Origin of the sequence: Microvirga zambiensis WSM3693, from assembly GCF_016735695.1 — a bacterium.
Lineage (GTDB): Bacteria > Pseudomonadota > Alphaproteobacteria > Rhizobiales > Beijerinckiaceae > Microvirga > Microvirga zambiensis.
The window spans coordinates 18,093-31,705 of sequence record NZ_JAERQD010000006.1; the positions used below are offsets into that span (position 1 = coordinate 18,093).

Here is a 13,613-nt window from a genome sequence, read left to right on the forward strand (position 1 = left end):
GGCTCATCTGCCCAGAACGTCGTAGGCCCGACTGCCCCTTATTTGTCCTCTTGCCACATTTGGGCCGCATGTTTGGCAGGGATCTACCTCCGATTTTCCGGAACCTGCGGGTCACGCCGCATGACGGGGGTAGGTCATGCAGAAGCTGCCACCCAACAGATTAGCCCTTCAGGACAGCTTTATCGGCACCCCCTTTCAACAATATTCGGTGGAGAACGAACTCTATCGGATTCATGAAGTTTTTCGGGGGATTAGGATCTTGGCGTCAACGATCACACTCGACGGTCAGCTTACGGATTGGACCAATATCGACCGTCTCGACTTCGGAATGACAGGGCTGAATGGCTCCAAGGTCTATGGTCGTTATGCCGACGGAACCTATTACTTCGCCATTGAGTCGAGTGCCGTTTCAATCGGCACCGGCAGCACAATGTGGCTAAATACCGATAAAAGTACGGCAACAGGATATTCCTTCTGGGGCATCGCGATCGGTGCCGACTACAAGATCGAGTTCGAGGCGGATGAGTTGGGAGGCGTCCGACCAGCTCTCTATTCTCTCGCGGGGAACGGCGACGCGACCCTCGTGACAGATGGCGTGTCGTTCAAACATTCGACGGATGGCAGGGTTGTCGAACTGGCGATCGACAAGGTGAAGATCGGCAATTCGACAGCTGTCAGCACCCTGATTGATCTTAACGACTCGACTTACCTGCCAGACCCCTATTCAGCAGGCCCATTCACTCTTACGGATGATCCCATACCTGTCAGGACGGATACCAATCTCAAGGTCGCGATTGTCTTTTCGGAATCCTCCGCAGCAAGATATTGGGAAGGTAAAGACGCCGAAGGCAATGTGGTCACCCCACCGAACCCGACCGCATATTCCCAGCTCATCATGGCCGCCCAGAGCCAGGCAATCGCGGCCGGCGTCCCGTTCGACATCCTGACGGAAAGCGACCTCACGAACCTGTCTAAGGTCGTGAATTACGATGCGATCATCTTCCCCTCGTTCACAAACGTGAACAAAGACAAGCTGAGCGCGATCGAGGATGTCCTGGCAGACGCCGTTAATAAGTATGGCATCAGCCTCGTTGCCGCCGGCAACTTCATGACGAACGACGAAACGGGTGTCGCTCTTCCAGACACTTATGCTCGTATGGAAGCCTTGCTCGGAGTGAAGCGGGTCGGCAGCAACAACGTCGACGAAGTCACTGTGACGGCGAGCGGTGTTCAGAGCGGCCACGTGATCGGCTATGACAGCGGCGAGCAGATCCGCACCTACGTGAAGAATGCCACATCACTGGTCGGTACAGCCTATTTTGAAGGCGTGAACGGCGAGTCGACACAGGTTCTGGCGACGCAATCCGCCTCCGACGGCACGCACAATGCTGTTCTAGCTACGCAAACCGGCGGAAACAACGTCTTCTTCGCCACGGAAAGCATGCTCGCCGATAGCAACATGCTGCAGCATGCGATCGGCTGGGCCGCTCGCCCTGAGAACGTTCCGGAGCTGAAGCTCCAAATGGGACGCCAGGCGTCCATCTTCGCCGCCCGCAACGATATGGATCAGTCGCAGGAGGCTCAAGACGTCAGCCAGGGTATCTATACCAAGCTCGGAGCCATTCTGGAGCAGTGGAAGGAGCAGTTCGATTTCGTGGGCTCCTACTACGTCAATATCGGGAACGACGCTGAAGGTGGCCAAACCACGGACTGGGATGTCTCGACGTCGTTCTACCAGCAGCTGCTGGCGATGGGAAATGAGATCGGTACTCACTCCTATACCCACCCCGAGGACACCAACCTCCTCACGCCTGCGCAGATTCAGTTCGAGTTCGAGCAGTCGAAGCTTCTGCTGGAGCAGAAGCTCGGCATCACCATCGAGGGCGCGGCCGTTCCCGGAGCGCCGGAATCCCTCGCCACCTCGCAACTGATCGGCCAGTACTTTTCATACATGACCGGTGGTTATACGGGGGTTGGTGCAGGCTATCCTGGTGCCTTCGGGTATCTCACCCCCGACTCCGACAAGGTCTATCTCGCACCGAACATAAAGTTCGACTTCTCGTTGGTCGAGGCGCTGCCTGAATATGGCGGCGGGATGAACGCAGCGGCGGCCAAAGCGGAATGGATCAAAGAGTTCAACGAACTCTCCATGAAATCCGACATGCCCGTCTTCGTCTGGCCCTGGCACGATTACGGGCCGACCCAATGGATGGTCAACCCGCCGACGGCATCGCCCTATACGCTCGATATGTATAGCGACTTCCTGAAATATGCCTATGAACAGGGGACCGAGTTCGTCACGATGGCGGATCTCGCGTATCGCATCAAAGCATTCGAGAAGGCCGGCTTCAATTACAGCTTCGACAGCGCCAGCAACACTATGACCGCGACGGTCACCGCAGACGTCACGGCGAACCAGATTGGCACCTTCGCCCTCGATGTGGAGAAGGGCAAGACGATCGCAAGCGTCTCCGGTTGGTACGCTTATGACGAAGATAGCGTGTTCATGGATGCCGATGGCGGAACCTTCAAGATCAAGCTTGGAACCCCGGAGGACGTAACGCATATCACCGCGCTGCCCGCGCGCGCCCAGCTCGTGTCGGTCACTGGCGACGGAGTCAACCTCGACTTCTCGATCAAGGGCGAAGGCAAGATCGCCATCGATCTGGTCGACCCCCAGGGCCGGCAGCTGATCGTGACCGGTGCCGATATCGCCAGCCGCAATGGTGACAAGCTCGAACTGAAGGTGAACGGCAGCGGCAGCCACACGGTCTCCGTGAAGCTCAAACCACTGGCTTTGGGCGTCGCTCTTGCCTATGACACCGGAATCTCGTCGACCGACAGGGTTACGAGCAACGGCAATCTGAAGGTGACCGGTGTCGCATCCGGCGCATCCGTAGAATACTCGGTCGATGGGAGCACCTGGACCAAGGCGTTCACGCCGACCCAGGGCAACAACACGGTCTATGTTCGCCAGAAAGATTCGACCGGCGCAACATCGGACGCCACGCCCTTCTCGTTCGAGCTCGACAATTCCAGCCCCACCCTCGACATCACGCAGGCGAGGATCGGCTCGAGCAAGGCCATCCAGGCGACCTTCACGTTCAGCAAAGCGGTCGATCCGTCGAGCTTCACGGCGCAGGATGTCCTCGTGACCGGCGCCACGATGGAGAGCTTCTCCTTCAACGGCGGGACAACGTACACAGCAACTCTGACTCCTTCGATGAGCAACGGCGGAAAGTTCTCGATTGCCGTGAACAATGCCGCCTATGCCGATGTGAGCAGCAATGCGGGCACGGGGGTCTTCAAGATCTTCGACGTGACCAAGAGCAAAGCGACAAGCGGCGCGGATTGGCTCGTCGGAACGAACGGAAACAACACCCTCAAGGGCGGCGGTGGCGACGACATCATCCGCGGCGGCAAGGGCAACGACACCATCAGCGGCGATGGCGGAAAGGACCTGCTCGACTTCTCGGACGGGAAGAAGGGAATCAAGATCACCCTGTCGCAGGAAAACAGCAAGTACACCACATTCGACGGCAGGAGCGCCGGTCTCGGGATTGACAAGTACCGCGACATGGAGGGGGTGATCGGTACCAAATTTGCCGACACCATCACCGGTTCGAGCAGCGCAGACACCCTGGCCGGACTTGGCGGAAACGACATCCTGCGCGGCGGGCGGGGCAACGACGTCTTCGTGTTCGAGTCGAATGGCGGCCGCGACAAGATCATGGATTTCGAGGATACCGGAAGCCGGCACGACAAGCTGGATGTCCGCTTCTTCGACTTCGATGTCACATCCAGTTCGTTCGCCGCATGGAAGACAGACCACGTGAAGCAGCAGGGAAGCCATACGATCGTCAGCTTCGATGCCACGACGTCGGTTCAACTGATGAACATCAAGGCCAAGGCGATCGGCTTCGACGACTTCCTGTTCTGAATACGGGTACGGCTCGTCGGGGAGCGGCCATTTGCTCCCCGACGAGCCGTCTCCGAACGAAAGAGAAACTGGTTCTGTAGTACGTCTGGTGCATAGAATGATCACCACCCGCATCCGTGCATCCGATATGGATAAGCCATTGCTGAATCGGCGCGTGGTGGGAATCTCTCTGGCCGTGCTGGTTGCGGCCGCCCTCCGCGGTAATGGCGACCGGAGCCTCGCGGGCACCGGTCATGCCGGCAAGCTCTATCGGCAGCACAAGTCGCTCATGGTGTATTACGGCGATCGCTACGATACGATCCCGGATGACGACTCCCTGCTTATCATCGAGGATCGCGAAGCGGCGGAACCTTTCGTCAGGCGCCGCATCGAATCGACGATCCTCGGCTATGTCAGCATTGCGGAGGTTCATTCAGGCCGACCGTATTATTCGCGCCTGCGCTCGAAGGGCGCTCTGGGAGCGCCGAACCCGGCCTGGCCCGATGCCTATTTCGTGGACGTGCGCAGCGATGCCTGGCGCAGCCTGCTGCTGAACGAAATTATTCCGGCGATCCTGAAGAACGGCTATCAGGGTATATTCCTCGATACCCTCGACAGCGCCGAGACGCTGGAGCGTCAGGATCCTGTCAAGTTCAAAGGCATGATCGCTGCGGCGGCGGATCTCGTCCGGGCGATCCGGTCGGCCTTTCCATCGATCATCATCATGGTCAATCGCGGCTACGCGATCCTGCCTCTCATTCCGGGTGAATTCGATTATCTCCTCGGCGAGTCGGTGCGCAGCACCTTCAACGCGAAGACAGGGACGTATTATCGCCGGACGGAGCAGGATATCGAATGGCAGCGCGCGCGCATGCTCGAGGCGCGCGACCGCGACCCGTCCCTGCAGCTCTTCTCGCTCGACTACTGGGATCCGAAGGACCGCGCTGGCCTCGCGAAGCTTTACGCCGAAGCACGCGCCGACGGTTTCGTTCCCTATGTCGCAACGCCTGACCTGATGAAGATCGTTCCGGAGCCCCTGCCGAGCGGGAAGTCACCATGATCGGCTCCGCTCGCACAATCGGTGCCTTCCTCTGGAACACGCTTCGCGGGCAGCATGCGCTGCTGCTCACGATCGCCGCAGCCATAGCCCTCAGCCTGTTCTTCGTGCCCCGGGGCGCCGAGCTGGGGCGCCTCAATCTTGAGCTCGGCTTCACGCACAAGGCTCTCACCATTCTCGAGGAGAAATATGCCGCGGGCGATTCCTCCGCCGCGACGATCGGAGCGCTCGCGCAGGCCCGTGCCCAGGTCGGAAATGTTTCTGGCGCTGCCCTGCTCCTCGAGCAGCTTTTGAACGATCATCCGCGCGATCCCGAGTTGCTTCAGGCGCTGGCCGGCTATTACCGTCAGCTCGGGCGCCTCGAATCGTCTCTTCGCATGGTGGAGCGCCTCGGAACGATCCAGCCCTCGCCGGCATCCCTTCAGGAGCTCGCGCGGCTCTACGGCGAACTCAACCGACCCATCGAGCAGCGCCGCGTGCTCCGTCAGCTCGTCAGCCGGCCGCGTCCCGATGCGTCGCATTTCGTCGAACTCGCCAAGCTGGAGAAGGCAACCGGCAATCCGGCTGCCGGCATCGAGATGATCAGGCGGCTCGAAACCCTTCGGCCAGGTGCCGTCGATGCGAGTGTCGTGGCGCTCGACATGTCGCTGCGGGTTGCGGCCGGCCAAGTCGGCAGCGCCTTCGAGCATGCGGGACGCTGGCTCGCCAGGTCCCGGAATCCGGCACGGGATGTTCTCCCCGTCGCCAGCGCCTTCTCCGTCAGCGGCCATCCGAAACTCGCCCTGAAGCTCCTGGCGCCCTTGGCGGACAAGTCCCGCGAACCGAGCCTGGTGATGGCAACGGGTCAGGCCGAAGTCGATGCCGGCCAGCGTGAAGCCGCCCTGCGGCGCCTGGAAGCCTTTTTTGCCGGTACGAACGGCAATGCCCATCCGGATGTGGCACAACTACGGCTGCGCCTTGCGATCTCCATGGGACTGCATGGACGTGCGTCCGATGCGGCGGCAGCCATGGGCATCGGCTCGATCCCGGAAGGTGTTCTGGCAGCGACGTCGGCAGCGGCGCTGCGTGCGGGGCGGTCGGACGTTGTCGATTCCATCCGAGCCCGGCTGAGAGACGAGCGCAACACTCTGCCTCCGATCATCATGGCCGAGACGTCTTCTGCCCTGCGGGACCGCCAGGCCGCGACGGAATGGGCAGGCCTTGCCGCGCGGGACGCCAAGGGCAACCCGGAGACGGCGATCAAGCTCGCCCGGCTCGAACTGAGCCTGCTGCACAGAAATCTTGCGCTCGCCGCGCTGAGATCGGGCCTTCCTTTCACGTTCCAGGACGGTCAGCGTCCGGCCTTCGCAGGCAATGCGGACATTCCCGAGAATCTGCTCGATCCGATCGCCCGCCTCTATGCGGATCTCGGCCTGCCGAACGAGGGACAGGCAGTGCTCGATATCCTGAAGGACAAGCAGCCCTCTCTCCAGGCCGATCAGGCCTGGGCGATCGCTGCAGCCTCCGCACGCCGGCAGGATGCTGTGATCGACTGGCTGAAGACGAACGACGACCGGAGGATCGGCCCGGACTTCCTGAAGGATCTCGTCTTCACGGCGCTCAAGGGCGGAAGCCAGGGCCTCGCGCTCGCAGCCGCGGCACGCCTTGTCGAGGACCGTGGAACGGACAGCGACCGGATGCTGCTCGCGGAAGTGAAGGTGCTCTTCGGCGCGCCCCTGGTGCGGCTGAAGCCGACCGAAGCCCTGGCGAGCGCCGACCCGCTCGACCGTACCGCCACACGATGAGAATTGAATTCGAGGAAACCGATAATGCCGAAATTTTTCAAATTCCCATCCGACAGCCGTTCCACCAAAATCCATGAGCGCATCGCGGCGATGGCGAAACGAATTGGCACATGGGCCGGGGCTGCACTCCTGGCCTCGATGAGCCATGGCGCGGCGCTCGCGGATGCGCCCGCCTACGAACTCGGGCCACAGGACAAGATCCGCGTCAGCGTCATCGAGTGGTTCACGGGAGCGGGCGAATTGCGCTCGCCCATCAACGGCGAATATACGGTCAGCCCCAACGGCCTCATCTCGCTTCCGCTCGTCGGCGACGTGAAGGCGCTCGGGCTCGAGGCGGCGGCACTCGCCACGCAGGTCTCCGAGAAACTGCAGGCGAAGCTGTCTCTCTCCGAGCGCCCGACCACGTCGATCGAGATCGTTCAGTTCCGTCCCTTCTTCGTGATGGGCGATCTCGAACGGCCCGGTGAATATGCCTATCGTCCCGGCATCACCGCCCTGCAGGCCGTCAGCCTCGCCGGCGGTTTCTACCGTGCTTCCTCGCCGACGCCGGCACAGGCGCAGCGGGAGGCAGCGCAGGCCGCCGGCGAACGCCGTTCCTTAGGCGCTCGTATCACGGAACTGAGCGTCCGCCGCTTCCGTCTGGAGGCCGAACTCAAGAACGCCGAGGCCATCGAGTTCCCGCAGGACATGGTGACCCGCAAGGCGGATCCGGTCGTCGTGGCGGCGATGCGTCTTGAAGGCACGATCTTCGATGCCAGGCGCCGCGCCTTCACCACCTCCATCGCCGCACAGAAGAAGCTCATCGATCTCTACGGGCAGGAAATCCAGGCTCTGAAGGCTCAGGCGGAAAGCCTCGAACGCCACAGGGATTCCACCAAGCAGCAGGCCGACAATCTGCGCTCGCTCCAGGCCCGCGGCCTGGCGACCATGGGCCGCGAATTCGACATCGACCGCATGCTCGCCGATGTCGCCATCCGCAAGCAGGAGCTCGATGCGAAATCGCTGCGCCTGCAGCAGGAGCTCGTGAAAGCCGAAAACGCCACGCAGGAAGCCGACGCTCGTCGCAGGCAAGACATTGCGGGCGAGCTGCAGACTCTCCAGGCCACGCTCGACGACTTCGAGCAGAAGCTTCTGATGGCCGATCAGACGCTGAACGAAGCCGAATTCATGCCTTCGCGCAGCCAGCGCCCCGGCTTCAAGCTGGTTCGCCAGGATGCCTCCGGTGCGGAGACGGAAATCGTCGCGACGAGCGCAACGCCTCTCCAGCCGGGCGACATCCTCATCGTCCGGTTCTCTCAATCGATCCGCACTTCGGTTGCCGGAAGCGAGACGGGTGCGCAGGCCTCCTCCAATGGCGCATCCCTGACGGAGGCTAACGCAGCCCGATGACGCAGTCTGGTGTACCGCATACCGACGAGCCCAGAGCGCATCGCGTCGTCCTGGGCCTGCGCGTCTCCGCGCTCGTCGAAACTGTTCTGTTTCTCGCTGTCGCCCTGCTCGTGGATGCGCTGCTCGGGTCCGGAGACCGCTTTTCCGAAATCTCCCCTCACCCCTTCTGGATCATCGTTCTTCTCGTCTCGACCTATTACGGAACCAACGAGGGCCTCGCCACGGCGGCGCTCTGCGCCATTGCGGCCCTTGCAGGCCACATTCCCGAACAGGGCTTCAACGAAGAAAGCACGACCTGGCTCCTGCGAGTGACGGCAGATCCCGTCCTCTGGATCATGGCGGCGCTGCTTCTCGGCGAGATCAGGTCGGGCCACCGGCACCGGTTCGAGGCCTTGAAAGGAAAGCTGGAGAATGCCCGGCAGCAGGTGTCGGCCATCACGCATGCCTACGAGATGCTGTCCGAGGCCAAGAGCACGCTCGAAGTGCGGGTCGCAGCGCAGGTCCAGACCGTGCCTTCCGTCTACCGCGCCTCGCGCGCCATCGATCGGCAGACGACCGAGGACGTGCTTGCCGGCATTCCCGATCTCGTCCGCACGGTGATGGCGCCCGGCAAGTTCTCGCTGTTCCTCCTGAACGGCCCGTCTCTGTCCGTCTCGACGAGCGAGGGATGGCAGGCGAGCGATGGGCTGCTGAAAAAATTCGACTCATCGTCGGTGCTGTTCCAGGCCATCGTTGCCCGGCAGCAGACCCTGCTCGCCTCCGACCCATCTCACGAGAGAATCCTCGCGAACCAGGGAATTCTCGCGGCACCCCTCGTGCATGCCGGGACGGGGGCGATCTTCGGCATGCTGAAGATCGAGCGGGTCGGCCTGACCGGCCTGAACCCGGCGAGCGTGCAGAACTTCAGGATCCTGTGCGAATGGATCGGCGCCGCCTATGCGAGCGCCGAAAGGATCGAGACGCTGAAGGGCATGCGCGATTCCGATCCGATGCAGCAGCTCCTGCCGGGATCCTTCTATGACGGCCAGCGGGCCGCCCTGACCGATCTCGCGCGCGAAGCCGGGTTCGACGCCTGCGCATTCTATGCCAGTTTCGAGCCGGAAGCCGGGCATGCCGTTCCGGACGAGGCTCTGGTGGCGCAATCTGTGCTGCGGGCAGCGCGCGAAATCCTCTCGCCCAACAACCTCCGCTTCAACTTCGGCAAGGCGGGCTGGACCTATGTGGTTCTCCTGCCGGGACACGAGCCGCAGATGGCCGACGCCGTGGCGAAGCGCTTCATCCGCAGCGTCTGCTCAATCCTGGCGGAAGACGGCTATTCGGTGCGTTCCCGTTACCTTGTCGAAATCCTCCATCGTTACCGGCGCGCAGACGATCAGCGCTCGGAGATTATTCTCGATGTCCAGCAGCAGCCTGTCGATGCTCAGCAGAAAGCTTGAAGATCTCCGGTCGCAGCCTGCCGTGCTGATCGGAGGCTCCATGGCGGCCGAGATCCTTCTCGTGCTTCACGGATTGTCGTCGGGCGCCAGCATGACGGAGGCCGTGCTGTTCCATGGCATCATCTCGGTCTTCGTCGTTGCGGGCAGCCTCCCGTGGCTGCGCCGCAGGGAAGCCGAGCCAGGCTTGGCGCTCTATGTCGCGTCCCTGGTCGCGCTCGGGCCGATCGGAGTCCTTGGTTGCGCCCTGATGGCGATGGTTCGCTGGATTTCGAGCCGTTCCTCGATCTCCTTCGAGGAATGGTATGAGCGCCTCTTCCCACAGGCCCTCGCCGACCGCGCGCAGGCGCTCTACGAACTGATCGAGTGGCGCGGAGCAAAGCCGAGCCGGGAAAGCACCGTCTCTCCGTTCTGCGACGTGCTCGACCAGGGTTCGGTGGCGCAGAAGCAATCCGTCGTCACGCTGATCGCAGACCATTTCAAACCGGAATTCTCGCCCGCCCTTCAGCGGGCCCTGAACGACCCCGAGCCCGCGATCCGCGTACAGGCTGCAACGGCGGCAGCGCGCATCGAGAACCACTTCCTGCAGCAATCCGTCGTCCTGCAGGAGGAGCGTGAGAAGGATCCCGGCAATCCATCGATCATGCGCAGGATCGCCCTTCACCACGAATCCTATGCCCGAACCGGTCTGCTCGATACGGAGCGTGCGGCGATCGAGCGGACAATCGCGCTCGAGATCAACATGAAGCTCCTCAAGGCTTCGCCCCACGACCCGGAACTCGTCGCCACCGTCGCGAGGCTTCTGCTCGAGCTCGACCGGCCCGAGCTGGCGATGCGCCTTCTGATGCCCTGGCTGAGATCGCAATCGATTCCGCACGCGCTCGTGGCCCCCATGGCGGAGGCGCTCTACAGCCTGAAACGGCTTCGCCTGCTGCGCCGGCTCAGCGCCCGCCTCCTCGCCAGCCTCACGGCGAGCGCCGAAGACGAGCCGATCCGCGCCTCCCTCGGCCTATGGACGCCCGCCCATGGTTGAGAATCGCAATACCACCGAAACCGAAGCCGATGTGTGCCTCATCGTCGAAGGGGCCTATCCCTTCGTCGCAGGCGGCGTGTCGAGCTGGATGCACGATCTGATCCAGGCGCAGAGCCATCTGACCTTCCACCTGCTCGTGCTCTCGGCGGACGACAGCCCCAAGACGAGCCGCTTCACGCTGCCCTCGAACGTGACCGGCATGACCGAGATCGCTCTGCAGCAGGCGAGCGACCGAGTGCCCATCGTCTCCGGTCGCCAGGACATCGCCAAGGACATCGAGGAGCCTATGACGCGCCTTTTCGAGCGCGGCGGGCTTACCGATTTCCGGCAGCTTCTCGACGTGCTGGAGAAGCACGGCCCCAACGTCTCGCGCTCCTCGCTTCTCAACACCGAGGCGGTGTTCGCCATGGTCGAGCGCATGTACGAACACTCGACGCCGGGAAGCTCGTTCATCAACTATTTCTGGAGCTGGCGCGCGCTCGCAGGCGGCCTCTTCTCCGTGCTGCTGGCTAAGCTGCCTCGCGCCAGGATCTATCATGCGATCTCGACCGGCTATGCCGGGATCGCCATGGCGCGCGCGGTTCTCACCACCGGTCGCCCCGGCCTTCTGACCGAGCACGGCATCTACACCAACGAGCGCCGCGTCGAGATCGCGATGGCGGACTGGCTCTCGGACCAGATGCCCTCCTCCCTCGACATCGAAGGACGGCGGCGGGACCTGCGCGACGTGTGGATCGATGCCTTCACCGGCTATGCCCGGACCTGCTACGAGGCCTGCAGCCGCATCACCACGCTCTATACCGGCAACCAGGTCCTGCAGTCCCGCGATGGCGCTCCTGCGGAGAAGCTCCAGATCATCCCGAACGGCGTGAACTACGACGGATTCTCGAAAGTTCCCCGCGATCCATCTCCTCGCCGGCCCACCGTAGCCCTCATCGGGCGCGTCGTACCGATCAAGGATGTAAAGACCTTCATCCGCGCGGCCGCGCTCCTGCGCGACATGGTGCCGGACGTGCGCGTGCTGCTGCTCGGCCCGACGGACGAAGACCCCGAGTATTTTCACGAATGCCGGCAGATGGTCGCCCATCTCGGCCTCGAGAATACCTTCGAATTCTCCGGGCGCGTGAGGCTCCAGGATTATCTCGGCAATGTCGATGTCATCGCGCTGACGAGCATCAGCGAGGCGCAGCCGCTGGTTCTGCTCGAAGCGGGTGCGGCGAGCGTGCCGAGCGTGGCGATGGATGTCGGCTCGTGCCGGGAAATTCTTCACGGTCGTACCGACGAAGCGCCGGCCCTCGGCCCGGGCGGATTCGTGACGCCGCTCTCGAATCCGCTGGCGACCGCGAAAGGCCTCGCCGACCTGCTGCTCGACGAAAATCTCAGAAAGCAATATGGCGAGTCGATCCGGGCCCGGACGGAAAAGTACTACAACAAACGCGTCGTCGACGGGCTCTATCGGGATCTCTATCACGACCATCTGGAGATGCCCGAACGGGCATCGCTCGCTGTCGAGGGTGTGTGATGGCCGGAATTGGTTTTGCGCTCAGGACCCTGGTCGAACGGGACGACCTGAGCGCCCGGCTGCAGGGTTATGGCCATGCGGCCATCGTCGCCGCCGGGCCGTGGCTGTTCACGGTCGTGGCGCTCGCGGCATTCGAGGCTGCCACCAAGGGCATTCTGGACCGGGAGGCTCTGTCGCGCGTCACCGCGATCCTGATCTACAACTTCTCCTTCTCGCTGGTCTTCTCCGGGCCGATCGTCATGGTGCTGACGCGCCATCTCGCCGATCTTTTGTATGCCCGGCAGGCCGAGGAGGTTCCCGGCGTTCTGATCGGCGCGCTCGTGCTGCTCTGGGGAATTCAGGCACCCTTCGGAATCGCCTTCGTCACGCTCGTGCTCGACCTCTCGGCAGCCGAGAGCCTTCTCGCGCTCCTCGGCTTTCTCGTGACGGGCGGGATATGGCTCGCCTGCGTGTTCCTCTCGGCCTTGAAGAACTACCGCTCGATCAGCCTCGCCTTCGCGCTCGGCATGCTGGTCGCCTTCGCGGCGGGAACCTATCTGTCGCCGCTCTACGGCGAGGCGGGAGCACTCGCCGGCCTCACCCTCGGCCTTGCCGTCATCTTCTATTGTCTTCTCGGCTGCATTCTCGCCGAATATCCCTATGGCATCAGAAATCCGTTCGGGCTGCTGCCCTCCTTTCGGAAATACTGGGATCTCGCCTGCGTCGGGCTGTTCTACAACGCGGCCATCTGGGTCGATAAATGGATCATGTGGCTCTCGCCCGACGGCCAGTCCGTGGCGCCGGGGCTGATCACCAATCCGTCCTACGACAGCTCGATGTTCCTGGCCTATCTGACCATCGTGCCGGCGCTGATCCTCTTCCTCGTCTCCATCGAGACGCGCTTCTTCGAGCAATACGTCGCCTTCTACAGGGACATCCAGAATCACGCGACGCTGCAGAAGATCCGGCAGAACCACAAGCTCATCATGAGCGTGCTGGGCGAAGGGGTCAGAAACATCGCCATCGTCCAGGGCATCATCTGCTACATGGCGATCCTGGTCGCGCCGGGCCTGATCGGCCTGGCGAAGGGCGGGATCGAGCTCGTCTCGATGTTCCGGTTCGGCGTTCTCGGCGCCTTCTTCCACACGCTTCTGCTCTTCGCGATGATCGTGATCGCCTATTTCGACCTGCGCCGCATCCTGCTTTGCGTCACATGCCTGTTCTTCGCCTCCAACGCCATCCTGACGCTGGCCTTCATTCCCTTCGGGGCGCCGTGGACCGGCTATGGCTACTTTCTCGCAAGCCTGCTCTCCTTCGCGGTGGCGTGCTTGGCGGGGATCTGGTGCATCACCCGCCTGCCCTACATGACCTTCATCGCCAACAACCGCGGGCTTCATTAGGGCGCTTTCCGGCGAAGTGGATCCGGTTCGCCGGTAAAAAGCGCGGTACAACTAAAGGAAAGAGCCGATTCCATATCAATGGAAACGGCTCTAGGCC

8 protein-coding genes are annotated in these 13,613 nt (G+C 62.3%); all 8 read left to right on the forward strand.

Annotated elements, in window-relative coordinates:
- Positions 1–259: 259 nt before the first annotated feature.
- The 8 genes from JKL46_RS06615 (at position 260) to pelG (ending at position 13,516) form a co-directional block, all read left to right on the forward strand.
- Entirely contained in the window at positions 260–3,940 is a 3,681-nt protein-coding gene (locus JKL46_RS06615; protein WP_201831076.1) for an Ig-like domain-containing protein, read from the forward strand.
- A 97-nt stretch (positions 3,941–4,037) separates the two neighbouring features.
- A complete protein-coding gene (locus JKL46_RS06620; protein WP_201831078.1) occupies positions 4,038–4,979 on the forward strand; it encodes a glycoside hydrolase family 191 protein in 942 nt (313 codons plus the stop codon).
- Complete coding sequence (locus JKL46_RS06625; protein WP_201831080.1) at positions 4,976–6,760, forward strand: tetratricopeptide repeat protein; 1,785 nt, start codon at positions 4,976–4,978, stop codon at positions 6,758–6,760. The genes JKL46_RS06620 and JKL46_RS06625 overlap by 4 nt, the downstream gene beginning before the upstream one ends.
- Before the next feature lie 24 nt (positions 6,761–6,784).
- On the forward strand, positions 6,785–8,149 hold the full coding sequence (locus JKL46_RS06630) for a polysaccharide biosynthesis/export family protein (RefSeq protein ID WP_201831085.1): 1,365 nt from the start codon (positions 6,785–6,787) through the stop codon (positions 8,147–8,149).
- Entirely contained in the window at positions 8,146–9,585 is a 1,440-nt protein-coding gene (locus tag JKL46_RS06635) for a GAF domain-containing protein (RefSeq protein WP_201831088.1), read from the forward strand. Before JKL46_RS06630 ends, JKL46_RS06635 begins: the two co-directional genes overlap by 4 nt.
- The gene (locus JKL46_RS06640; protein ID WP_201831090.1) at positions 9,545–10,615 is read left to right on the forward strand and encodes a hypothetical protein; all 1,071 of its coding nucleotides are present in this window, start codon (positions 9,545–9,547) and stop codon (positions 10,613–10,615) included. Before JKL46_RS06635 ends, JKL46_RS06640 begins: the two co-directional genes overlap by 41 nt.
- Positions 10,608–12,137, forward strand: a complete 1,530-nt coding sequence (pelF, locus tag JKL46_RS06645; protein WP_201831092.1) for a GT4 family glycosyltransferase PelF — start codon at positions 10,608–10,610, stop codon at positions 12,135–12,137. The genes JKL46_RS06640 and pelF overlap by 8 nt, the downstream gene beginning before the upstream one ends.
- Positions 12,137–13,516: an exopolysaccharide Pel transporter PelG gene (gene pelG, locus JKL46_RS06650; RefSeq protein ID WP_201831096.1), complete on the forward strand. Its 1,380-nt coding sequence runs from the start codon at positions 12,137–12,139 to the stop codon at positions 13,514–13,516. The genes pelF and pelG overlap by 1 nt, the downstream gene beginning before the upstream one ends.
- Positions 13,517–13,613: the final 97 nt, after the last annotated feature.

What these genes read in the sequence shown, in the direction of transcription:
- JKL46_RS06620 (WP_201831078.1), top strand. Translation starts at nt 4,038, where the DNA reads ATGATCACCACCCGCATCCGTGCATCCGATATGGATAAGCCATTGCTG.
- JKL46_RS06625 (WP_201831080.1), top strand. Translation starts at nt 4,976, where the DNA reads ATGATCGGCTCCGCTCGCACAATCGGTGCCTTCCTCTGGAACACGCTT.
- JKL46_RS06630 (WP_201831085.1), top strand. Translation starts at nt 6,785, where the DNA reads ATGCCGAAATTTTTCAAATTCCCATCCGACAGCCGTTCCACCAAAATC.
- JKL46_RS06635 (WP_201831088.1), top strand. Translation starts at nt 8,146, where the DNA reads ATGACGCAGTCTGGTGTACCGCATACCGACGAGCCCAGAGCGCATCGC.
- JKL46_RS06640 (WP_201831090.1), top strand. Translation starts at nt 9,545, where the DNA reads ATGTCCAGCAGCAGCCTGTCGATGCTCAGCAGAAAGCTTGAAGATCTC.
- pelF (WP_201831092.1), top strand. Translation starts at nt 10,608, where the DNA reads ATGGTTGAGAATCGCAATACCACCGAAACCGAAGCCGATGTGTGCCTC.
- pelG (WP_201831096.1), top strand. Translation starts at nt 12,137, where the DNA reads ATGGCCGGAATTGGTTTTGCGCTCAGGACCCTGGTCGAACGGGACGAC.